General features: G+C 60.6%; 21 protein-coding genes and 3 pseudogenes. 19 read left to right on the top strand and 5 right to left on the bottom strand.

The genetic code is table 11. The features are described from left to right. Positions 1-115 precede the first annotated feature (115 nt). The 18 genes and pseudogenes from NXT3_RS30885 (at position 116) to NXT3_RS30800 (ending at position 17,539) form a co-directional block, all read left to right on the top strand. The gene (locus tag NXT3_RS30885) at positions 116-853 is read left to right on the top strand and encodes a GntR family transcriptional regulator (RefSeq protein WP_097527417.1); all 738 of its coding nucleotides are present in this window, start codon (positions 116-118) and stop codon (positions 851-853) included. After that, positions 853-1,674, top strand: a complete 822-nt coding sequence (locus NXT3_RS30880) for a sugar phosphate isomerase/epimerase family protein (protein ID WP_104841324.1) — start codon at positions 853-855, stop codon at positions 1,672-1,674. The genes NXT3_RS30885 and NXT3_RS30880 overlap by 1 nt, the downstream gene beginning before the upstream one ends. Before the next feature lie 46 nt (positions 1,675-1,720). Next, positions 1,721-2,389 carry an amino acid ABC transporter permease gene (locus NXT3_RS30875; RefSeq protein ID WP_097527419.1) on the top strand — a complete coding sequence of 223 codons (669 nt, stop codon included), beginning with the start codon at positions 1,721-1,723 and terminating at the stop codon, positions 2,387-2,389. Between the two features lie 9 nt (positions 2,390-2,398). Further along, positions 2,399-3,049, top strand: coding sequence for an amino acid ABC transporter permease (locus NXT3_RS30870; RefSeq protein ID WP_037390103.1), 651 nt, complete (start codon positions 2,399-2,401; stop codon positions 3,047-3,049). A gap of 41 nt (positions 3,050-3,090) precedes the next feature. Further along, on the top strand, positions 3,091-3,915 hold the full coding sequence (locus NXT3_RS30865) for a transporter substrate-binding domain-containing protein (protein ID WP_097539892.1): 825 nt from the start codon (positions 3,091-3,093) through the stop codon (positions 3,913-3,915). Positions 3,916-3,922: 7 nt separating this feature from the next. After that, complete coding sequence (locus tag NXT3_RS30860; RefSeq protein WP_050988191.1) at positions 3,923-4,696, top strand: amino acid ABC transporter ATP-binding protein; 774 nt, start codon at positions 3,923-3,925, stop codon at positions 4,694-4,696. A gap of 18 nt (positions 4,697-4,714) precedes the next feature. After that, positions 4,715-5,575, top strand: coding sequence for a shikimate dehydrogenase (locus NXT3_RS30855; protein ID WP_199773430.1), 861 nt, complete (start codon positions 4,715-4,717; stop codon positions 5,573-5,575). A 13-nt stretch (positions 5,576-5,588) separates the two neighbouring features. Continuing rightward, on the top strand, positions 5,589-5,957 hold the full coding sequence (locus NXT3_RS30850) for a 5-carboxymethyl-2-hydroxymuconate Delta-isomerase (RefSeq protein ID WP_104841322.1): 369 nt from the start codon (positions 5,589-5,591) through the stop codon (positions 5,955-5,957). 33 nt (positions 5,958-5,990) lie between these two features. After that, on the top strand, positions 5,991-6,440 hold the full coding sequence (gene aroQ, locus NXT3_RS30845) for a type II 3-dehydroquinate dehydratase (protein WP_026617243.1): 450 nt from the start codon (positions 5,991-5,993) through the stop codon (positions 6,438-6,440). 7 nt (positions 6,441-6,447) lie between these two features. Beyond that, positions 6,448-7,485, top strand: a complete 1,038-nt coding sequence (locus NXT3_RS30840; RefSeq protein WP_104841448.1) for a Gfo/Idh/MocA family protein — start codon at positions 6,448-6,450, stop codon at positions 7,483-7,485. A 448-nt stretch (positions 7,486-7,933) separates the two neighbouring features. Further along, positions 7,934-8,029, top strand: a pseudogene (locus tag NXT3_RS33045) (tetratricopeptide repeat protein); the annotation flags it as partial. 45 nt (positions 8,030-8,074) lie between these two features. Continuing rightward, positions 8,075-8,350, top strand: a complete 276-nt coding sequence (locus NXT3_RS32845) for a hypothetical protein (protein ID WP_234819586.1) — start codon at positions 8,075-8,077, stop codon at positions 8,348-8,350. A 1,139-nt stretch (positions 8,351-9,489) separates the two neighbouring features. Continuing rightward, positions 9,490-10,377 carry a helix-turn-helix transcriptional regulator gene (locus NXT3_RS30825; protein ID WP_234819587.1) on the top strand — a complete coding sequence of 296 codons (888 nt, stop codon included), beginning with the start codon at positions 9,490-9,492 and terminating at the stop codon, positions 10,375-10,377. 395 nt (positions 10,378-10,772) lie between these two features. Next, entirely contained in the window at positions 10,773-11,240 is a 468-nt protein-coding gene (locus NXT3_RS30820; RefSeq protein WP_104841320.1) for a hypothetical protein, read from the top strand. After that, a complete protein-coding gene (locus NXT3_RS30815; RefSeq protein ID WP_234828217.1) occupies positions 11,237-15,514 on the top strand; it encodes a YadA-like family protein in 4,278 nt (1,425 codons plus the stop codon). Before NXT3_RS30820 ends, NXT3_RS30815 begins: the two co-directional genes overlap by 4 nt. 171 nt (positions 15,515-15,685) lie before the next feature. Continuing rightward, positions 15,686-16,264, top strand: coding sequence for an invasion associated locus B family protein (locus NXT3_RS30810; RefSeq protein WP_234828216.1), 579 nt, complete (start codon positions 15,686-15,688; stop codon positions 16,262-16,264). Between the two features lie 11 nt (positions 16,265-16,275). Beyond that, a complete protein-coding gene (locus tag NXT3_RS30805) occupies positions 16,276-17,016 on the top strand; it encodes a hypothetical protein (protein WP_144353234.1) in 741 nt (246 codons plus the stop codon). Positions 17,017-17,068: 52 nt separating this feature from the next. Beyond that, positions 17,069-17,539, top strand: a complete 471-nt coding sequence (locus tag NXT3_RS30800; protein ID WP_097527429.1) for a DUF4189 domain-containing protein — start codon at positions 17,069-17,071, stop codon at positions 17,537-17,539. Between the two features lie 1,038 nt (positions 17,540-18,577). Here the strand turns inward: NXT3_RS30800 and NXT3_RS30790 are convergent. Continuing rightward, complete coding sequence (locus tag NXT3_RS30790; RefSeq protein WP_097527431.1) at positions 18,578-19,534, bottom strand: MBL fold metallo-hydrolase; 957 nt, start codon at positions 19,532-19,534, stop codon at positions 18,578-18,580. 172 nt (positions 19,535-19,706) lie between these two features. Here NXT3_RS30790 and NXT3_RS30785 point away from each other — a divergent pair. After that, positions 19,707-20,118, top strand: a pseudogene (locus NXT3_RS30785) (ankyrin repeat domain-containing protein); the annotation flags it as partial. Here NXT3_RS30785 and NXT3_RS30780 read toward each other — a convergent pair. From NXT3_RS30780 to NXT3_RS33205, 4 genes and pseudogenes are all read right to left on the bottom strand, one after another. Further along, positions 20,119-21,178 (bottom strand): annotated as a pseudogene (locus tag NXT3_RS30780) (hypothetical protein); the annotation flags it as partial. 289 nt (positions 21,179-21,467) lie between these two features. Beyond that, positions 21,468-21,893, bottom strand: coding sequence for a hypothetical protein (locus tag NXT3_RS33215; RefSeq protein WP_337441766.1), 426 nt, complete (start codon positions 21,891-21,893; stop codon positions 21,468-21,470). 164 nt (positions 21,894-22,057) lie between these two features. Continuing rightward, positions 22,058-22,462 carry an NAD(P)-binding domain-containing protein gene (locus tag NXT3_RS33210; RefSeq protein ID WP_337442190.1) on the bottom strand — a complete coding sequence of 135 codons (405 nt, stop codon included), beginning with the start codon at positions 22,460-22,462 and terminating at the stop codon, positions 22,058-22,060. Then, positions 22,459-22,683: an NAD(P)-binding protein gene (locus NXT3_RS33205; protein WP_337441767.1), complete on the bottom strand. Its 225-nt coding sequence runs from the start codon at positions 22,681-22,683 to the stop codon at positions 22,459-22,461. The genes NXT3_RS33210 and NXT3_RS33205 overlap by 4 nt, the downstream gene beginning before the upstream one ends. Between the last annotated feature and the right edge of the window lie 152 nt (positions 22,684-22,835).

Raw genomic sequence — 22,835 nt, 5'->3', positions numbered from 1 at the left:
GCATCAGGGAAGATAGGCTTGGCTTTTTTGCAGATTTCAGTGCACTCAGATTGACACGAATAATCGTTTATTATATCGATCATCGACAATTAGTTCAGGAGCTTTGGGAGGAACAATGATACCGGATGACGACGGCGCATTTGCTCCGACGGCAGAAGATGCTCCATCGTCTTCTGGCTTTCTCGATGACGGCAAAAACACAATTGGGAGCCAGCTTGCATCCCGTCTGCGTGAAGCGATCATCTCCGGCGAGCTTCAGGCCGGCAGCAAGATCAATCTCGACAAGGCGCGCAAGACGTTCAACGTAAGCCTCAGTCCGCTGCGTGAAGGGTTGGCGCGGCTGATATCGGACGGTCTAGTGGAGTTCGAGGACAATCGCGGCTACCGCGTTTCATCAATTTCCTTGGCCAATCTGGAAGAGATCACCACCCTGCGCGAAGAGTTTGAAGTCTTTGCGCTTCGCGAGTCCATGCGGCTCGGCGATGTGGAGTGGGAAGGCAACGTCATGCGCGCGCTGCATCGCCTTAACCGCACCGAGCGTGACGCGGCTCGGCCAGAGACACTGGAGCGCTGGGAAGAGCTCCACCGCGAATTTCATCTGACACTCATATCTGGCTGCGGGAAGCCGATCCTGCTCCATTTCTGCAAATTGCTTCTTAATCTCAACGACCGTTATCGCCGGGTGTTTCTGACCCGCACGTCGGGTGACCGCAACGTCAGCCAGGAGCACAGCGAGATCGCTCAGGGAGCCGTCGCGCGGGATCTGGACTATTCGTGCGATATGTTGCGTCAACATATTCACCGCACGGGAACCAATCTGCGCAATCACCTCGCGACAAAGGGGATCTTGTGATGACCGTCGCGAAGCCAAGACCGGGCCTTGAACTGGGCGTGGCGCATTTTTCATCCATCGCGCTGCCGCCCAAAGAATTCGCCGTGATAGCTGCTCGGGCGGGTTTTGCGTCGATAGGTCTGCGTCTGCACCCCGCCTTTCCCGGAGCCCCTTTCTACGAGTTGCCGGTGGGCAGCCAAAGTGCCCAGGAGTTCAAGGCAATTGCCGATGGCGAAGGCATCAAGGTGTTTGATATCGAGTTCTTCGTGATCGATGAGAGCTTCGTTGCGGCCTCCCATGAGGCGACCGTGGCAGCCGCTGCGAACATAGGAGCGCGCCGGCTGAGTGTTTGCGGCGATGATCGAGACGGCGACCGTCTTGCCACAAACCTTTCTGAGTTTTGCGCCCTCGCGGCGCGATATGGAATGTCAGTCGACATCGAAAACATGGGCTGGCGGACGGTAAGAACCTTTGGCGACAGTGTTGCGGTCGTGAATTCCTGTGGAGCAGAGAACGCCGGTGCCCTCGTTGATGGGATTCACTTCTTCCGAAACGGCGCTTCGATCGACGAGCTTCGCGGAAATGCAGGGAAGGTAAAACACGTCCAGCTTTGCGACGTCCGCGGGCCTGCTCCCAAAACAACGGACGCAATGATCGCCGAGGCGAGAAGCGGTAGGCTCGCTCCTGGAGAAGGCGAATTGCCATTGAAGGACCTCTGGGCGGCAACCGAATACGGCGCTGCTATCTCGGTTGAAGTGCCACTCGTCGGGCCGGTGGACCCGGAGGCACATCTAAAACATCTGCATGACAGCGCACTGGGAATTTTGAAACCGGATCATTGATCCGGCGCCGACGCGGCGTAAGCCGGTCGGAGGGAGGAAGTCTTACATGACTTATACGTTTGATTTCGGTGCGGTCCTCGACCGCGCCCCGGAATTGCTATGGGCCTCGCTTGGAACGCTTGGCCTTGCGTTGGCTGGGATGGTCCTCGCACTCGTCATAGGACTCCTGGGCGTTGTTGCAAGGTCTTCCAAGAGCAAGATGACACGCACTCCCGTGATCCTCTTCGTCGAGGTCGTGCGTAATACGCCATTCCTGGTGCAGATCTTCTTCATATATTTTGCCCTTCCTCTCATGGGCATACGCCTCAATCCGACCGTCACTGCGATCATTGCCCTCGGCATCAATGGCGGGGCGTACGCAATCGAGATCATCCGAGGCGGGGTCGAGAGCGTGTCGCGCGGCCAGATCGAGGCAGGTTTCGCACTTGGTCTGCACAAGGCGGACGTTTTCCGGCTCATCGTGCTCAAGCCGGCGCTGCGGGCGATTTATCCCTCGCTCACAAGCCAGTTCATCATGCTGACACTGACAACGTCTGTCTGCACGTCAATCGCCGCCTACGAACTGACCTCGGCCGCTCAGCGCATTGAATCTGACACCTTCCGCAGCTTCGAAGTCTATTTCACGGTGACCGCAATCTACCTGGTTATTTCGACGCTGATGATGGGCCTCTTTGCCCTCATTTCTCGCCACTACTTCAACTACCCGACGCGATAGGAGGCAGCCATGGGTCCCATCGGCGAAAATGAATTCTTCTTTTTGATGCAGGGTTTGAAGTGGACCGTGTTGCTCGCGATCGTGGGCTTCATCGGTGGGGGTATATTCGGAATCCTGATAGCGCTGCTGCGCACCTCGAAGAAGAAGGTCTTCCGGACGATCACCGCAGGGTATATCGGCATCTTCCAGGGCACGCCCCTTCTGATGCAGCTCTTCGTTGTCTATTACGGCGTTGCTCTGTTGGGCATCGAGGTCAACGCGTGGATCGCGGTCGCAATCGCCTTCACGCTCCATGCCAGTGCTTTCCTGGGAGAGATCTGGCGCGGCTCCATCGAGGCTGTGCCGAAGGGCCAGACGGAAGCCGCCAACGCCCTCGGTCTGCATTATGTCTCGCGGATGAAAGACGTCATCCTGCCGCAGGCCCTGAAAATCTCGATGCCGGCCACGATCGGCTTCCTTGTCCAGCTCATCAAGGGCACGTCGCTAGCAGCAATCGTCGGCTTCATTGAACTGACTCGCGCCGGCCAGATCATTTCAAACCAGACCTATCGTCCGCTGCTCGTCTTCGGGATCGTCGCCGCAATCTACTTCATCATTTGCTGGCCCCTCTCCCATGCCGGAAGTGGCCTCGAAAAACGGATGGCGAAAGCCGCCCGCTAACCGCTTCGCTGGAAGCAAAACCCTGGAGGAGGAGCATACTTATGCATACCAATCGTCGGAATTTTCTCGGACTTGCACTGGCAACTGTTGCCTTCACAACCGTCGGCGCTGCCGCCGCCTCTGCGGCAACTGTAGAAGAAATCAAGGCAAAGGGCACGCTGGTCGTCGGCATCCAGGGCGACAACGCGCCTTGGGGTTTCGTCAATACGAGCGGCCAGCAGGACGGCTTCGACGCTGACGTCGCCAACCTTTTTGCAAAGGAGTTGGGCGTTAAGGTTCAATTCCAGCCGCTCGCCGTTGCCAACCGCATTCCCGCGCTAACGACCGGCAAAGTCGACATCCTGTTCGCAACGATGGCAATGACGGAAGAGCGAGCGAAATCAATTCAATACAGCAAGCCCTACGCCGCCAACACGATTTCGCTTTATGCCGCGAAATCCGACACGGTTACGAAGCCTGAAGACGTTGCGGGATGGGAGATCGGCGTTCCGAAGTCCAGTTCGCAGGATAAGGCAGTAACGGACGCCGTCGGATCCACCGCAACGGTTCGCCGGTTTGATGATGACGCCGCAACCATCCAGGCTTTGATCTCCGGACAGGTAAAGGCGGTTGGCGGCAACCAGTTCTATGGTCAGCGGCTGGATGCGGCGAGTGCCGGCACCTTTGAGCGCAAGATTAACTTTCTGACGACCTACAACGGAGTCGGGACCCGTCTCGGCGAGAAGGACTGGAACGAAGCCGTCAACGCCTTCATCGAGAAGATCAAGGCCAATGGTGAGCTTGCCGCCATCACCAAGAAGTGGATGGCGATCGATCTGCCGCAGTTCCCTGAATCCATTCCGAACATCCCGTTCACCGTCAATTAAAGCCCAAATGGAGGGTTCCGTGCTCAATTCCGCAAACGATCAACCGACGCTGATTTCCCTTGAGGATGTGCAGAAGTGGTACGGCGCTTTCCATGCCTTGAAATCCATCAGTCTGTCGGTCCGCAAAGGCGAAAAAATCGTCCTCTGTGGGCCGTCAGGCTCCGGAAAATCGACGTTAATCCGCTGCATCAATGCCCTCGAAACGATCGAGGACGGCAAGATTGTCGTCGAGGGTCAGGTACTGGACGGAAGCACCAAATCCGTCGATGCGATACGGCGCGAAGTGGGAATGGTCTTCCAGAGCTTCAATCTCTTCCCGCACATGACCGTACTTCAGAACTGTACACTCGCCCCGATGCGTGTTCGAGGCACAAGCCACGCTGACGCAGAGCGACTGGCTCGAAAATATCTCGAACGCGTTCGAATCCTTGACCAGGCTGAAAAGTATCCTGCGCAGCTATCCGGCGGGCAACAACAACGCGTTGCCATCGCTCGCGCGCTCTGCATGGAGCCGAAGGTCATGCTCTTCGACGAACCGACCTCTGCCCTCGATCCCGAAATGGTGAAGGAGGTGCTCGACACCATGATCGGCCTCGCCCGTGACGGCATGACGATGATCTGTGTCACTCATGAAATGGGCTTTGCCCGTCAGGTCGCTGACCGCGTCATCTTCATGGCCTCCGGAGAAATCGTCGAAGAGGCCGAACCGGAGGTCTTCTTCAAGTCTCCCAAGCACGAACGCACAAAAACCTTCCTCGGCGAAATCCTTGCCCACCACTGACGTCCGAAGGCGATACCAATGCGCGACAAGAAATTCCTCGTGGGACTGATCGGGGCCGACATTCAAATGTCGAAGTCCCCGGCTCTCCACGAAACGGAAGCTCGACATCAGGGCCTCGATTACCGCTACGAGCTTCTCGACCTGGCCGAGCGAGGCCTTCCTGCCTCGGCGCTGCCGGACCTCCTAGACGAGGAGGAGCGGCGCGGTTTTGCCGGGAGCAACATTACACATCCGTGCAAGCAGTCGGTGATCGCCCACCTCAATCGCCTTTCCGAGGATGCAGAGATGCTCGGTGCGGTCAACACCGTGGTGTTTCGTGACGGCGAGAGGATCGGCCACAACACTGATTGGTACGGTTTCTACGAGAATTTCCGGCGCGGCCTTCCGGACGTCGCGAAGTCGCATGCCGTCCTGCTTGGCGCCGGCGGCGCCGGTGTCGCCGTGGCGCATGCCGCAATGAAGCTCGGTATTGAGAGACTATCGATCTTCGACCAGGATCCGACACGGGCAGAAAACTTGGCTGGGCAGTTGAATGATCGGTTCTCAAGGGGTTGTGCGCGCGCCACGACGGATGTCGGCAGCGCCCTGGGCTCCGCGGACGGCCTTATCCACGCGACGCCCACGGGTATGAAGAGCCATCCTGGCTTGCCGATCGACCCAAAATGGCTTCTGCCACGGCATTGGGTCGCCGACATCGTCTATATGCCGCTCGTCACAGAGCTCCTTGCTCTCTCCGAAAGAAAAGGCTGCCGGACCCTTCGTGGCGGCGGCATGACCGTCTACCAGGCAGCAGCGGCTTTCGAATTGTTCACCGGGATAGCACCCGACGCAGAGCGCATGTCCCGTCACTTCATGGACTTGTGCCGCCTGTCGGCTTAATGGAGAGATCCCAATGCCGCATATCATCATCGATTATAGTCGGGGCGCAGGCGAGCACGTAGCCATGGACCGGCTCACGCTGACCGTGCATCGCTGCGTTCGCGACGGCGGCCTAGTGAAACCTTCCGCCGTGCGCACGCTTGCGCGGGAGGCGACACACTCCTGCGTGGGCGATGAGCATGTCGATAGTCATTTCATCCAAATCATCGTGCGGATGGCACCGGGTCGTACTGCAGAGACCAAGCAGAAGCTCCTCACTGCCGTTCTCGACGCCGCGCGGACGATCGCCGCGCCTGCTCTCGAAGCGGGAAGGCTCGGCTTGCGCGCAGATCTCTACGAGTCGGACCCTGATTTTGCTGTTCAAGCAATCACGTTCGTCTGACCAGGACGACGTGCTCGAGAAGGACACTATGCTATGAGCCTGATCTACGTTCTCAATGGACCAAACCTCAACCTGCTTGGCAAACGCCAGCCGCACATCTACGGGCATGAAACGCTCGCAGACGTAGAGGCGGACTGCCGCAAACTGGCAGCCGAACTCGGTCATGAAATCCGCTTTCATCAGAGCAACCGGGAATACGAGATCATCGATTGGATTCATGAGGCGCGCGAGGACGGTGCGGGCATCGTCATCAATCCGGCAGCCTTTACCCATACCTCACTCGCCATCCTCGACGCTCTGAACACATTTGAAGGACCTGTGATCGAGATCCACATCTCCAATGTGCACAAGCGCGAAAGCTTCCGACACCATTCGTTCGTTTCGCACCGCGCGGACGGCGTGATCTGCGGCCTTGGAACAGAAGGATACCAGCTTGGCATCCGGCGCGCCGCGACAATGATCAAGGCGGCGAGCAAGAGCTGAGTTGACCATGACCCAACGGGTTAAGCTGGCCGTACTTGGCGCAGGCCTCATCGGTAAGCGCCATATTCAACACGTCCTGGCCGAGCCCTTGGCGCAACTCATTGCGGTGGTCGATCCCACGCCGGTTGGCGAGACTATTGCCAAGGAAGCCGGCGTGAAGTGGTTTACGAGCTTCGCGGACATGATTGCCGCAGACCGACCTGACGGGATAATCGTGGCTACGCCCAACCAGGCTCACGTCCAGAACGGGTTGGAAGCCGTTGAAGCCGGCGTTCCCGCACTCATCGAGAAACCTATCGCCGACGACATTATATCCGGGGAAAAGCTGATCGCAGCGGCTGAGGAAAAAGGTGTTCCTCTATTGACCGGCCATCATCGCCGACACAATCCGGTGACGCAGAAGGCAAAGGAAATCATCGAAAGCGGGAAGCTCGGCCGCGTTCTTGTTGTCAATGCGATGTTTTGGCTATTCAAGCCCGACGAGTACTTCGACATCTCGTGGCGTCGTGAGCGCGGTGCGGGGCCGGTTTTCCTCAATCTCATCCACGACGTCGATAATCTGCGCTACCTTTTCGGCGATGTGGCTGCGGTTCAGGCACGCGAGTCCAACGCGGTGCGCGGCAACGCAGTTGAGGAAACGGCTGTGATCCTGATCGAGTTCAAGAATGGAGTTTTGGGAACTGCGACAGTCTCGGACGCGGTGGTCGCACCGTGGAGCTGGGAGATGACAACCGGAGAGAATCCGGCTTACCCCAAAACCGAGCAATCCTGTTACATGATCGGAGGAACGCACGGGTCGTTGGCTGTTCCGTCGCTCGAGGTCTGGCGCAATCCTGGTAAACGGAGTTGGTGGCAGCCATTTGACCAAACGCGTATCGAGGTAGACGACGAGGACCCGCTCGTTCTGCAGATCAGGCAATTCTGCAAGGTGATCCGCGGAGACGAACCGCCGCTTGTCAGCGGGCGTGAGGGGCTCGAAACCTTGAGGGTAGTCGATGCGGTAAAACGCGCTGCGGCAACGGGTGAACGTATCGAGTTGAACTGACGCCTGAGTAATGTGACCTCCTGCTCGCCCTTCGCGTCTCCTTGCATCCGATGCGATGAGAGCGCCGGCTCAACACCGACGTTAGGCATCGCGCTTCTGGCGGAGGGAATCGTCGCCGCCGCTCTGTCTTCGCCCGCCATCGAATGGCAACGACGCAACGCTTCATCGAATTTCGGGGTGACTGCTTGAAGCCGACTTAGGGCAGAAATCAAAGTCCGGCTTGACGTGCCTTTTTTGTCTTTCGGTACTTGGGCCGGATTAGCGCAACGGGTCGACCATCCCCGTTCCCCCTCGTCGCAGTAGGGTCCTGGTCGCGTCGGATCAGTGCGGGGCGGGGACCCGCCGCGGCTTTAGGCTTTGCCGTCATGCCGTCGCAGTAGCAGCAGAAATGGCGGAGTTCGACCAGGCGATCGACCTCGATCCCAATCTGTTCTAAGCATATTACTTCTATGCCCGCGCTTGCTTTACCCAAGGGAAACTGGACGAAGCGGCCAGGCATTTCCAACGCGCCGCAGAGATCAAACCTGACGACTACCAGTCCTTGCTCGTGCTGGTAAACGTTCTCCGATCGCTCAAGCAGGAGAAGGAAATGAAAGTGGCGGCGCGGGAAGGTGTCGCGCGCGCCGAGCGTGAATTCATGCTGCGCCCGGAAAACTCGAGAGCCGCGTATCTAGGCGCGGTGGGTCTCGCGGCGCTTGGCGAGCTTGATCGTGCCAAAGAATGGGCAGCCCGCGCTTGGCCATCGATCGGGACGACTGTCTGGCCAAATACAACGTCGCTTGCTTTTATTCCCTTGAGGGTGAAGCTGATCGAGCGGTCGACCTGCTGCTTGAGCTCCTCCCGAGCGCCATCCATGAAACAATGAGGTGGGTTGAATACGACTCGGATCTCGTTGGATTCGTAGCATCCACGCTTCCCGCAGGTGCTCGAACTACTCGGGTAAGAGAGACGAAGCTCGCGACGGGGCGGGCGGCGGGCAGCGGGCGCTTATGCACTGCAACTAGGACGCTTTTCAGAGCGCCCCTCATGGTTGCCTCGCTCTGTGTCCTTGCACAAGGCAGCCTGTCCAAGTCGTAGTGCGGTGACGGACGCCTGACGATGCGTTGCGGTGATGGAGGAAACTTGGTTGCACAAACATGTTGATTTAAGCATTCAGATGGATGACGTGTTTCGCCGGCAATGTGGCCGGCAGCATGATAAGCGGATTGTTTGAACGAGGGCCCCTCCTGAAAAAGTTGCCTCCATGAGAAACGCAAACCCGGTTGTCCGGCCTCTCCCGATGAGGTTGAGGCTTGAAGCCGCGATGGTGCTCAGACAGTATAATAAGGCGCATTGCCGTGCCGACCGACTTCGGCAGCAGAAGCACGAACTCGACAGGCGAGGACGAGCCATACTGCAGCAATGGGTTGATCTTAAGGCGCAGAAGGTGCCGGCCGTAGAGCTGGACGCACTACTATCCCAATCTCGGATAATAGCCGAACAACGCTGCACGCTCATACAGCAATTGATCGAGGCTGAATGCGCCCTTGTGGCCGCCTTTGAACGTGCACAAGTGGTCCTGCGGAAACTGGGTTTCGGCCGAGAAACATACGCCGGGTGAATCGCACGCTCTGCAGCGTCGTCATCTTCGGTCGGCAAGCCCTTGGCCGTTGTGCGAAGGGCAAGGGGCCTCGATGGCGGCGCCTCTGATGCAAGGGCGCCTCTGCCAGACGCCACGTGCTGGGCGCCCGTCCGATTTCTGCGTCTTGCGGATAAGATCCTCGCAACATGTACAGCCGAAAGCATGGTCCGTAACGGATTTTGAAGCTTCTGTCATGCTTGTTCTATATGGGAGCCGACTCTGCTGGTCGTTGCGTACTCAACCAAAGACTCCTCGGTCAAGATCGATCGCTATGATTGACCCGGCTAACGTCGAATTGCTCTTCGGTCGCTCATCGCAACCTTATCGCGTTACAATTGAGGACTGCACCGCAAATATCCGACTCAACGATAGAAGATACAGACGTGCAGCAAAGCGAAACGATCGTTCACGCAAGCGGGGACTCTGAGATCCTCAACGTCATTCCGGCGTCGGCTGGGCCGCGACTGGCAACGGCCAGAGGCGGGGCGATCCATGCTATCCGGCCTCCCGGATCGCAGACGCTGGTAGCCGAGAATCACTTTGCCGCCGTGATGCTCGCGCCGGCGCAACGGATCCGAGCCGCTCTTGGCAGCGACCGGATGCAGGAATACGACGCTCCCGTGGGTGCTATCGTCATCCAGCCGCCGCATGTTGAGGTGAGGGCGGAATGGACGAGCACGCGAGAAGAGCTGATTGTTGCCTTCAGGTCGGAAAGCCTTCTTGATCTCGCCATGCGTGAACTGGAGCTTGGCGAGGTAGCACTTCAGCCGCCGGCATTCGGGACCGTCGACTTGAAAGCTCTGCGGTTTGCCGAACTGTTGAAAATGGAACTGATACAGCAGGAGCCGCCAAGCGAAATCTATGTGGACTCGCTCGTCACCCTCTTCGGCATTCATCTGCTGAGAGGCTACTCGGCGGCGCGCAAGCAACCTGCGGACGTGAAGGGCGGTCTTTCCGCTGCAGGCGCTCGCAGAATCCGGGAATTCCTGCATGAGAACTTCACCCGTAAAATGACAGTGGCGGAGCTTGCTGCGATAGCCGGGCTGTCGCCATACTATTTCATTCGAGCCTTCACCAAGACATTCGGGCAGCCGCCGCACCAATATGTGCTGGCGCTACGGCTGTCGTTTGCGGAAAAATTGCTGGGCGACAACAATTTGACGATCGCCGAAGTCGCCTATCTCAGCGGCTTCTCGAGCCAAAGCCACCTTACTGCCGTTATGCGGAAACACCGGGACATTACCCCGACGGAAATACGGATGAGACTCTAGCTCCTGCTACGACCAAAACATTACTGATAAAGCAACTTCTAAAGAAAATCCCCCATAAAATCAGTGTGATAAAAAGGTGACGAGTTTTCATTGAAGGCGTCTTTCCAGCAATCTTCTGATATGCGGAGCAATTTCCTGAAATACCGCCGGCCCGGCGTGTGACACGCATGAAGCGCCGAACTGTCGATGTTTGAGCGGCTGGATGCAACGACAGACGGTGCTGCGTGAGGGGTGCCACATGGCAGCAGAGGTTATTTCGCGAGGCTTGCGTCCGGGTGGGGCTGGATGACGATGGAGAACTGGAGTGCCGGGGGATGGGGAACGATACCGCGAGGCTGGACGCGGGTCTTCAGCCGCAGGGCGGCATTCGACGTCCTGGCTAGGAGGCTTCGGGGATGAGCGGCGAAGCGGCCCCCAACATGTGGCAAACACTTGCCGAAGCCGTTGACCAATCGGTGCGGCGAGCACTGCAGACGCTCGAAGAGCGTTACGGAAGCGCGCTATCCGAAGCCAAACGGGACCTGCTGCTTGCCCATTACGTCTACGGTCTTGCAGCAGTGCTCCTTGCGGGCGAGGCTGGTGCCCGACAACTCGAGGCGATCCAATCCCATCTCAAAGAAGTAATCCCGGCTGAGCGAGCCGCGAGGGCTCTGCAAGCGGTGCCGGAGGAGGGCGATGCTTGGCTGACGAGTACGCTGGATAGCATCGAAGCAATCGGTGGCAAGCATGGTCATGCGCTTCTAGCGCATGGTGCCGCTGCCAGCCACCTCAAACCATTCTTGAACAGAAACACATCGGTGGCGGGGCCGGCGGAGCCTGCCGCGATCGAGAGCAGAGCGGTAGAGGAGATACTCACCCGATGATAGCCATGCGAGGAACTGCTGCCCGGCGCGATCTCACCTGCTTTGCAGGAAATTGGATTCTTGGTGCGGAAAAGAGCGACCGTTCGCTTCGCCGTCGCCTCATGGCCGTCCTGCGCATGGCACATCTCGCGCTTGGCGTGAAGCGTAATCGGATCGGCCTTGGTGCGCTCGGGTTTGGAAACGCATCTTGTGCCGCAGGATCGTCAGGAACGCCCGTTGCTCCGGCGGGCAAGTGCGCGGGTGTGGCGCTGCTAATCCTATCGGCGCTTCACGCCGTTCCCGCGCATGCACAATATGCCGCTGGCGGCGGTTCGGCGACGGCTCCCAACTCCATCGCCATCGGCAACGCGTCGGCATCCGGATCAGGCTCGATTGCCGAGGGCGTCAACGCCAATGCCAGCGCCACCAACGCCATCGGGATCGGCGTCGGGGCGATCGCATCGGAGGTCAACTCGATCTATCTCGGCGCGCGCACGGTGCCCGGCACGGGCGCCACGGGCGGCGGAGCTATCGCAATCGGCACGGACGTAGAAGCAAGCGACTCATGGGCCATCGCGATCGGGCTTCAGAGCGCAGCCTCAGGGCCGGGCGCTGTAGCACTGGGCCGCCTCAGCATAGCGTCAGACAGTGCCGCCACCGCCGTTGGCAACCGCGCCCAGGCGACGGGGAACAGCGCGACCGCACTCGGTGCGCAGGCCTTGGCCATTGGTGCAAGCACCGTTGCTGTGGGCCAGGGTGCCGGCGCCGGATCTACCACGGGCAATGCCAGCTCCGTTGCGGTTGGCATTGCTGCCGGCACGCTCGTTCAAGGCGCGCAGAATACAGCCATGGGCGGTGGCATCGCCAGCGTGATGCGAGGCGCCGGTTCCGGCGTGACGGGCGCGCGCAACGTCGCCATGGGAACCGGCGATGGCACCGTTGCCTACGATGCTAGCCTGTCGGCCTCCGCAGGCAGCCTGGTTACGGGCAGCGACAATGTCGCGATCGGAACCAATGCCGGCATTGGCGTCGCCGCCAACGGGACGACATCGATCGGCCACAATGCCAAAGCCAGCCAGACCAACGGCACTGCCATTGGCTTTGGAGCAACCGCCACCGGAGTGAACGCCATCTATCTGGGCGGGCGCACCGGCGCCGGAACGGGTGCTCTCGCTCAGAGCGCGATCGCCATCGGCACGGACGTGACGGCAAACGTGGCCGACGCCACCGCGATCGGACGCCAAAGCGTGGCGGCTGGCCAGTTCGCTGCTGCGATCGGGACGAGTTCCAGTGCCACCGGGACAAGCTCGGCAGCGTTCGGAGCGAATGCCGCCGCGTCGGCCAACTTCGCACTGGCGCTGGGCAATGCGGCCACAGCCAGCGGAATCAGCTCGATCGCGGCCGGTTCTGGTGCGCAATCCGCGGGCCTCACCGCCACGGCTATCGGCAACAACGCCAATGCCTCGGCGGCGAACGCCGTCGCGATGGGCACCAGCGCCGTCGCCGATAGCGAAGATGCCGTGGCTATCGGCAATGGCTCGACCGCCACCGGCGGCAAGGCAGTCTCCATCGGCTCGGGCAACGTCGCCAACGGCAACGGCGCGGTGGCGATCGGCGACCCCAACACCGCCACCGGCGACGGCGCCGTGGCGCAGGGCATGGACAACAGCGCCACCGGCAACGGCTCGGTGGCCATGGGCAATACCAACATGGTCGGCGGCGGCGGACAGGCGGTAAGTACGCCGGGCGTCGCGGCGCAGGGTGCGGTCGGCATCGGTTATCAGAACACCGTGACCGGCCAGGGCGCCGTGGCCATCGGCGACCGCAACATCGCCAATGGCGCAAGCGCCATCGCCATGGGCAGCCAGGCCAATGCCGCTGCCGCCAACGCGATCGCGCTTGGCGCCGGTGCAACCGCCACAAATGCCGGAGCCGTGGCTCTCGGTTCCGGCAGCGTCACGGCCGCTGCGGTCGCCACGCCGAACACCTCCATCAATGGAACAACCTACAACTTCGCCGGCACGGCCCCGGCCTCGACAGTCAGCGTCGGCGCTGCCGGCGCCGAGCGCACCATCACCAATGTGGCGGCGGGCCGGATCTCCTCGACTTCGACCGACGCGGTCAACGGTTCGCAGCTCTTCGCGACGAACCAGGCGATCACGACAGTCGGGACCGATCTCGACACGTTTGGGACCAGCGTGTCGACGGCGATCGGCGGCACCTCTGCCTACAATCCGACCACCAACCAGGTGACGGCGGGACTTGCGATTGGCGGCACGACCTACAACAGCGTGCAGTCCGCCCTGTCAGCGCTGAACAGCACGGCCTCGGCCGGCTGGAACCTGCAGGCCAACGGGGGTGCCGCAACGAATGTCGCTCCGGGCGGGACGGTGCAGTTCCTCAACGGGCAGAACATCTCCGTCACGCGCAGCGGCACGGATATCACGATCGCCACGACGCCGGCCCTCACCGCCGACAGCCTGACGCTGTCGAGCGGGCAAGTGTTCGACGCCGCGGGCCTCTTCATGAACGGCACCGGCATCAGCGGGCTTCTGGACGGGACGGTCTCCTCGACCTCGACCGAAGCGATCAATGGCTCGCAGCTCTACGGCACGTCGCTGAGCATCGCCAACATTCTCGGCGGCGGCGCCATCGTCAACCCGGACGGCACCGTCAGCAGCCCGACCTACACGATCGCGGGAAGCACCTACACGACGGTGGGCGGCGCCTTGACGGCCATCGACAACAGCCTGACCGGCTTCGATGACGCCATCAACGGCGGCGGGATCAAATATTTCCACGCCAATTCGACGCTTGCAGATTCAAGCGCCGTGGGAACCGATTCGGTCGCCATCGGCCCGCAGAGCGTTGCCACAGGCAACAACAGCTTCGCGGCGGGTCCAAACGCCCTGGCAAGCGCCGGCGCCTCGCTCGCCATCGGCCAGAACTCCCAGTCGACGGTGCTCGGCGCCGTGGCGCTCGGCTCGGGCTCAGTCGCCGACCGGGCGATTGCGCCGGCGTCCGGCAGCATCATCTCCGGCACCGACATCATTCCGTACAACACAACGGACAAGACCCTGCTCGGCGCGGTCTCGGTGGGCAACTCGACGTCCTATCGGCAGATCACCAACGTCGCCGACGGCACGGAGGACCAGGATGCAGTCACCATACGCCAGCTCAAGGGGGCCCTGGCCTCGTTCGCGGTGTCGGGCACCCAATACTTCCACGCCAATTCGACGGCCTCGGATTCACTTGCGGTCGGCCTAGATTCCGTTGCGATCGGGCCGCGCACGACCGTCAACGGCGACAACGGCATCGGCATGGGCAACGGCGCCGTGGTCCAGATGACGGCGCCGGGCGGCATCGCCATCGGCCAAAACTCGACTGTCAACTTGGCCGACGGCGTCGCGCTCGGCACAAATTCGACTGCGAACGGCATCCAGGCGATGGCGCTCGGCGCCGGCGCTACCGCCAATGAACCGGGCAGCGTCGCACTCGGCGCAGGCTCGACAACCGCGGCCGCAGTGGCAACCACCGGCACCACTATCAACGGCGTCGCCTACACCTTCGCGGGCACGAGCCCGACGAGCACGGTGAGCGTTGGCGGCGTCGGCAGCGAACGCACAATCACCAATGTGGCTGCAGGACGAATCAGCGCCACATCCACCGACGCCATCAACGGCAGCCAGCTTTATGCGACCAATCAGGCGGTCGAATCCCTGCAGTCGGGAATTGGCGATCTTGAGGAGACCGCGGTCAAATATGACCAAAACCCGGACGGCACGAGAGCGAACTCGTTGACACTGGTGGGCGGCGATCCGAGCGCGCCTGTCATCATCCGCAATGTCGGGGCCGGCGTGGCCGACACGGATGCGGTGAACGTGGGGCAGATGAAAACCATCTTGACCGAATCGAAGTCCTATTCGGACGAACGGGCGACCTGGGCGGTCGGCCAGGCACGCGACTATACCGACGAGGTGGCGGAAACGACTCTTAGCTCGGCCAACGCCTACACGGACTCCAGGCTCAGCCAGCTCAATACCGACATAGGCGACATCCGGAGCGAGGCTCGGCAGGCGGCGGCGATCGGTCTGGCGGCGGCTTCGCTGCGCTATGACGATAGGCCCGGTAAGCTCAGCGTCGCGGCAGGCGGCGGCTATTGGCGCAACGAGGGAGCTTTTGCATTCGGAGCCGGCTACACCAGCGAGGACGGGCGTGTTCGCGCCAATCTTTCCGGCACGACCGCGGGCGGTGCGTGGGGCGTCGGGGCAGGCCTCAGCGTAACCCTGAATTGAGGATCACGAGGAGATGGCAAACGACAATCCCATGGAAGTTCCGTCGCATGGACGTTGATTGCCTTCCACTGCGCGGTCGCGACGGGTGTTCGTCGCGGTCTCCAAACCCTGCGGATCCCGTCATGAAGTTCTTTTTCGTCAATGTTCCGTTCACCTGCTGAGCCCATGCGCATGCGACACCAAGCTGGTGCAGGGCGGCTCGTCCTCCTCGCAGCGGGTTGCCTGCTCCTGGCTGCCGGCTCGCCCGTCGCTGGCCAGGAAACTGCACCCTACCGGATAAAACCGTCGGAGGTGGTGCCGCCGCAAGGCGTTCCCTTGGGCAGCTATCGCCGGATCATCCAACCTTTCGAGAATTGGGATCTCGTCTGCGATGAGAACCTCAAGGCCAAGCACAAGGTGTGCAACATCAGCCAATCCTTCATTGACCACAATCAGGCAGTTATTTTCAGCTGGTCTCTGGCCGCCGATGAGAAAGGCAAGCCCTTCATGATCCTGCGAGCGCCCGCTGAGCTCGGTAAGGGGAGCAAGATTTCGCTCGGGATCGCAGGACGGGAAAAGCCCGTCGACGTACAACTGAGCGCCTGCGACAGCAAGGTTTGCGTCGGCTACGTGCCCGTCGGCCCGATTCTTCGGCAGCAAATCGGCAAAGAGGCCACCATCAACGTTTCCTATATCCCACCTTCAGGACCGGCGGTCAGCCTCGATGCCCCTTTCAAGGGGGTTAACTCTGCACTGTCAGCCATCAACTAACGAGAGACGACATGACCCGCCAATCCATCCAGGACAGAATTTTGACCGGCACTCAGACGCTTGCACCCCCCGAGCCGCCGGCAAGTCCACCATCGGCACGTCGGTCGGTGTGGCGGGTGTTGCGAAACGCCGCGCTGGCCGGCATGTTCGCCGTCGTGGTCGCTGCGGCTGTGGTTCTCTCGTTCTATTTCTATCCGCCCCTCGGAAGATTTATCGCGGAGACCGCCTCGGCTCAGTCGCAAGCGCCGGCCGAAAGCAAGGCGGCAGAAAATAAACCCGCAGAGAATAAGCCGGCGGCAGGAAGCACGGCAGCCTCTGAAACGCCGTTTGAAAAGCATGCGAACCAGGCAGGCGTCCGCACTTGCGCCAAGGTCTTCGCCGCGCTCGGGCAGGCCCTGACCTTGGGCACGATATATACCGAGCAAACGCAATGGAACACGTCGTCCCCCGATACCCATCCAGTGCAGGCCATTGCCGGGATGACCTATGACCTTCCCGATTACAAGGCACAGGCGGCGGGTGTCGTGTTCGCTTCGCCCATCGGTGAGGGTTGCGAGGGAAGCTTCGTACGGGTGGCGCCATTCCAGAGGACATGCCAGGAAATCGTGCAGACCCTCCCGAAGGGCAGCGTCCTGGCGGACAACCTTTCGAACACGATGCTTTTCAATCTCGGCAACGATGGCGGTCAGGCTCTTCTGGTTCCCACCGGAAATGCCTGCGTGGTCGTTTCCGTCGCGAGAATGGCGGGGTGACGGTCGGCGCTTGGGAATTAATGCCTGATCAACTCAGCTCGGGAGCACAAACATGCCGTTCAGCCGTCGCTTTTGGCCCATACTGATTGCCGCCATCATTGGCATTTCGTCCAGCAATGCTGCCGATCTGGTGACGCAGCAGCCTGAGCCCGGGCACGAGGAGAAGGGCATCTGGGGCGCGATCGCATTCTCGCCCGTGGATGGCCGGCATGGCTTCTTCTGGGGCGCCGACAAGAGGACCGAAGCGGAAGATGCCGCGCTCGAACATTGCAAGAATGCGGACGGCGCGGCTTGTAAGGTGGTCGAAGTGTTTCGCAACCACCGCCATTGGGATGACGACGACGGCACGGGTTTTCCGTATGAGCATTGTGCAGCTCTGTCGCTAGGTGAGACCTCCCGTGCTGGAACCCCGTCCTGGGGTTCCGCTTCGGCGACGACCCGTCGCGAAGCGGAACGAAAGGCCTTGAGCCTCTGTGGCGGTCAGGAGAACCAGTGCGGAATCCGCGAATGGGTCTGCACGTAACTCTGGACGTCAATGCAGCGAGGGAACGAGCCACGGGACGTTTTCCCCTCTGTCGCTTTGCCGCTTAACGCGACAAGGCAGCAACCCGCTTACCTAAGGGCAAGAGGCGGCGCGTATGAGGGCAACCAACACTCGATGGTCTAGCCCCAACTGCATTTGTGTGGTGGAGTTATACGCGGGAGTGCAAAAGCAGCGAGAGCCGGTTATAGGCGGCTGCGCCCCGTTCAGCGCTAGCCGAATGTCGATCGTGCGACACCCAAGAAAGCTAATGCTCACGAGCCATTGAAGCAGTGCCTCGGGTTATTGCGTGCACGCATCCGGGCCAGCAACGGCTGCGATCTGTCGCCGCCCGAACCGAGCTCACTCTCTTGCCCTGTGGCCTTCCTCTTCTATCTCCCCACAAATGGTGATTGAAACCGCTTGCGGGTCCTTCTATGGCGATCCAGTTGTCTATCGGAAACCCATAAATTAGGAGTCCCGAATGGACGGAGAGGGGGACGGGCTTGTATCTGGGACAGGCATCAACGCCGGGAACAGAACAAGCTCGAGTTGGGGGTCCAATGACAGGGTTTGTGTTTGCAGGTCCTCCTGCGGAGGAAGGCGCCGTCGATCTATTAACCGCATGCGGGCGCCAGCTGCAGCCTGTTATCCAGGCGATTGTCCAATCTGCGGTGGCAGCCGGATGGTGTGAGGAAGACGTACTGCTTTCTTTGGTGGATGTTACGTGGGACATGTATGAACAACGGCGCGGCGATGATGAACCGGCTTCATAAATCCGCCCGCCCCGAGCAGCTGGTAACTTAGCAAAGCCGCTTGGGTTTGACGAAGGACAACCCCATCTCGGTCGTCAGGGTCCTGAACGGGTCGATTTTTCCCGTTCAGATCCGTCTTGGAAGGGTCGGCTCCGCAGTTCGGTCGCCTAGTCATTCCGGTCTGTTCGCACCGATGAGCCGCCTTTGGCGCGACGGTTGCGTCCGACCCATCGAACGCCTTCCTGCGAGCGCACATCAGGCCGCAGGAACTGAAAACGTGCCGAAACTAGCTCGTCCTTGCGAAAACGTAGGCGGGGCCTCTTCTCTCGGCAAAACCCACCCCGGGATAGGTCCAGTGATAGCCCAGCATCTTAACCTTGTCGGTAGCGGCGCGATCGAGCAGTTTTTTGCGGTTCTCGATCGCCAGATCCGGCTGGGCATCGAAGCCGAACTTCCACTCCGGATGCTCGAACGAGATGATTTCGTTGCTCATTGCATCGGCAGCTATGATGAGCCCCTCGCCACCCGCGACCTCGAGTGAGATATGGCCGGGCGTGTGGCCCGGCGTGTCGAGCACTGACAGACCGGGCACGATCTCATCGCTGCCCTTTACCATTGTTACGCGACCCTTGACCGCGCCGAGGTCACGCTGAGCGCCTTTCACGAAATCTGCCATCTCGGCCGGCATTTTTGATAGGAGCCCGGGGTCGGTCCAAAAGTTCCATTCGGCGCTGCCGACGAAATAGGTAGCGTTCGGAAGGAACAACTTGTTGCCTTCCGTAAGCGTTCCCCAAATGTGGTCAGGATGCGCATGTGTAAACACCACCTTGGTCACCGCGCCCGGCTCGATGCCCGCCGCTTTCAGGTTTTCAGCAAGCTTGCCTGCCGTTGGTTGGAACTTGTTGCCTGAACCGTTGTCGATAAGGATGAGATCGCTGCCCTTTCTCAGCAACGGGATGTTGGCAGCCGGCTCGGCTTTGCCGGACGACCAGCCGAGGCGCTTGGCAATATCTGCAAGCTGTTCCGGAGAGGCATCGGTAGCCATGATGTTGAGTGGCAGCCTCAGAGAACCGTCGCTCAGCACGATCACTTCGAAATCGCCTTGCATGAAGCGGTAGGGGGCGGCGGAAAGCGCGAGCGCCTTCCACGGCATCAGCGATATCGACGCCAGGGCTGCGCTACCGATGAGGAAGCGACGACGGTCGAGCAGATGCAACAGTTCTTCACGATCGATGATGGCCATGGGCTTGTCTCCAGAAACGGATGGCGCCGAAGTTCTGAGCAACTACGCTACGCTCAATCTCGAACTTCCAAAATCACAATGTGTGTCCGCTGGGTGGAAGCGGCGCGGGCTCACCCAGTGAGGTGTGCCGAAAAGTTCTGACGCGTGTTATGCTAGGATCCAAGGTTTTGTAATGCGCGCGGTGCTGACGTCATTAGCTTTGATTCTCACGGTGACGACGGCCACCGCGGGAAGCCCGTTGTTCGACGCGGTAGCAAGCGGAAACGCAGCAGCGGTCGAGCGGGCTCTTGCCGCAGGGGCCGATGTCGACAGCCGGTCGCGCGACGGGGGCAACGGCTCTTATCAACGCCGCACTCGCAGACCAGCCCCGGATAGTGGAATTGCTGATCGATAAGGGAGCCGACGTCATGGCGCGCAATTCGGGCGGCTTTACACCGCTTCATGCCGCGGCCTATTCTGGTAGTTTGCCGATCACCAGGCTGCTGATCTTCCGCGGCGCGACGCTCGACGACGCGGCAAATAAAGCGGGCGCAACGCCGCTGATGGTAGCCGGCGAGGAAAACCACGTCACACTCGCCGAGTTTCGAGGCGATCGCCTCCTCGTAGCGGCGGTCCACGACCTGGATGATGGCAAGAACGGCATACGGCGATGACAGATCAGGGTCGAGCGACAAGGCGCGGCTCGCCTTGTCGTAGGCCCTTTTGCGCGCCAGCGCGCTTTGGAGAACGTCGTCGAAGGTGCTTCGCCAGACGTAAGCCGTGGCTCGGGCGTCGGCGGCGAACGCCTCTGCAAAGCCGGGGTCAAGCGTCTCCGCGCCTCCAACATCCGGGAAGGAGTTCCGGTCCTCGCCGCCTGCTCGGCCCGCAGATAGTAGTCGTATGCTTCTAGGTTCGCGGTCGGCGGCCGGACAATCCGCTCGGTCTCGTACTGCGTCAACTCGAGACCGAGCGCCTTGGCGATCTGGCGGCTTATCTCGTCCTGAATGGCAAACAAATCCGCCGCGCGGCGGACAAATCGATTAGCCCACAGAAGGTCGCCGCTTGCCGCCTCGATCAATCGCGCATTGAGGCGGATTTGCTCGCCGGTCCGCTGCACGCTGCCTTCGACGATATAGCGCACCCCGAGATTGCGTCCGATCTCGGCCAAATCGATGGGCTTGCCCTTGTAGGCAAACACCGCATTGCGGGGCGATGACGTCGAGGTTAGAGAGCCGGGCGAGATCGGTGATCAGGTTATCCGTAATGCCCTCGCTGAAATAGTCCTGGGCCTGGTCGCCGCTCAAATTGGCGAACGGAAGCACCGCGAGTGATGGATGCTGCGGTGCGAACTGCCGCTGCCACCCGAAGACAATCGCGGTGACCGCGACGAGCAGCGTTGCGACCAGCGACAGCATGATCGCCCTTCGCCCGGGTCGGCTGGCAGCCGCAAGGACATTGGACCGCATCTATGATACTCGCGAACTCAACCAGCGCACCATCGCCCAGCAGCTTGATGATGCGGCCGTGGAAGCTATTGATCGTGGGATCGATTAACTCTCGGCGGCAGGTCTTCAACCGCTCAAGGGTGCCGACCTCATCCTCTCCCATGAGGCGGCTATAGCCGACCACATCGGCAGAAAGGATCGCCGTGAGCCGCCTCTCCATTTCTCTGCCCACCCTCCCGATGGCCAGCTTTATCCTACTACTTCCAGGGCGCGCAGACAGCGCAGGCGCTGACACGCACGAGTGCCGAAACAGCGTCCTCAGCGATCGCCTTTTGGGAGCGTCGAAGCGCTGCACTGACTTTCAAGCGAGACGTTTCGATCATTCCCGTTCCCCATCGTCGCAGTAGGGTGGAAACAGTGGACCAGCGGGTCGTAAGTCTGAATTGTTCTCAGCACAATTATCCCGCATTCTAACCGTTAGGCGCCCCCTCTGCCGCAAGTCGGCCGCGTTACTGCTGACGAGTCGCTCGACCAGGCGAGCAGCCTCCTCTGCAATAGCGGGAATGGTGCCTGATTTTCGCGTCGATCCGAAATCGAGGCCGGCAAAAAACAGCCCCGGATTGGTGGCGACTCCATCCTCGTGTACGGGCTGACCGGCTGCGTCGAGAGCGAGGGAGCCGGACCCATGAGAAATCGCCGGTGAAGCCCGTGCACCAGACCACCGATCTGATGCCGTTGGCGGTACAGTCGATGGACCGGATCGGAGGATCGGGCAGACGCGGTTCAACCGTCTCGGCGGGATCGTCCTTGGCTGGGGGCGCATCGAGCCCGGCACGCTTGATGTATTCGTCGATCAGCCGCTTCGCGTTCGCGGAAACTTCGTCAGCAAACCGCATGTTGGTTTCGAGCTCGTCGCCGAAGATGAGGCTGCCCATTCTCCACGCCCCTGAAACGGCCAAGCAACACCACCCCTTGCGCGCCAAGCGATTGCAGGCTGATCGTGTGGGTCGCACCGACCAGCGCGCGGGCTGGAAGCTTGCCGGAGGGGAGGACGAGTTCCTTGCGGGGGACATCGAGAAAGGCGGCCAGCGTCAGCCAATTAAGTATGTTGCCGCCGCGATAGTGCCGCACCCAACGGCCGTTGCGACTGGTCGAAGACCACGCGCCCAGCTAGTGCCAGATCCTCGGCGATCTGGCCGCCCGATCGTCCGCTGCCGACCACCAGCACCGCGCCATTCTCTAGATCGGCTACGCTGCCATACGCCGAAGAATCTACCTGGTGAATGGTGATTGGCAAATCCGCTGACCCTGGTGGCCGGACCTGTTGATTTTGATCGCCGGTGGCGATCACCACATTGCGGGCCAGAAGCGCGCCGCCCGCCGTTGTGACGCGAAAGACCCCATTGTCTTTCGTCAGCTCCTTCACTGGGGTTTGGGTGCTTACCGGCAAGCAGTGTCGCTCGGCATAGCCTTCGAGATATGCCGCGAACTCGTGGTGGGTTATTGCGCCCCTGGATCGGGTCCCCCGTATGAGTCATCGGGTAAGATGGAGCGGATTGTCGGCGAGTTCAGTCGAAACGAGTCCCATCGCTGCGTTCGCCAGGTCTCGCCGATCCGGCCTCGATCGAGCACCTGATGATTGCAGCCCAGCCGTTTTAGAAAATAGCTGACGCCGAGACCCGCCGAGCCGGCGCCAACCACAATGGCATCGAGTACCTCGCTCATGCGCCCGCGCCCCCTGCCAAACTATAGGTCTATATCATCGTGTCCCTCGGCTTCTGGCAAGGCTACAGTTGCACATGAGAGGTCCGCGATGGGGTCGCTTTCCCCGTTCTCCCAAATTCGCAACAGGGTGGAAAATCGCCGTTCGGGGCGGT

This window comes from Sinorhizobium fredii, from assembly GCF_002944405.1.
GTDB classification, from domain to species: domain Bacteria; phylum Pseudomonadota; class Alphaproteobacteria; order Rhizobiales; family Rhizobiaceae; genus Sinorhizobium; species Sinorhizobium fredii_C.
This window is presented reverse-complemented; position numbering and strand designations above follow the sequence as displayed.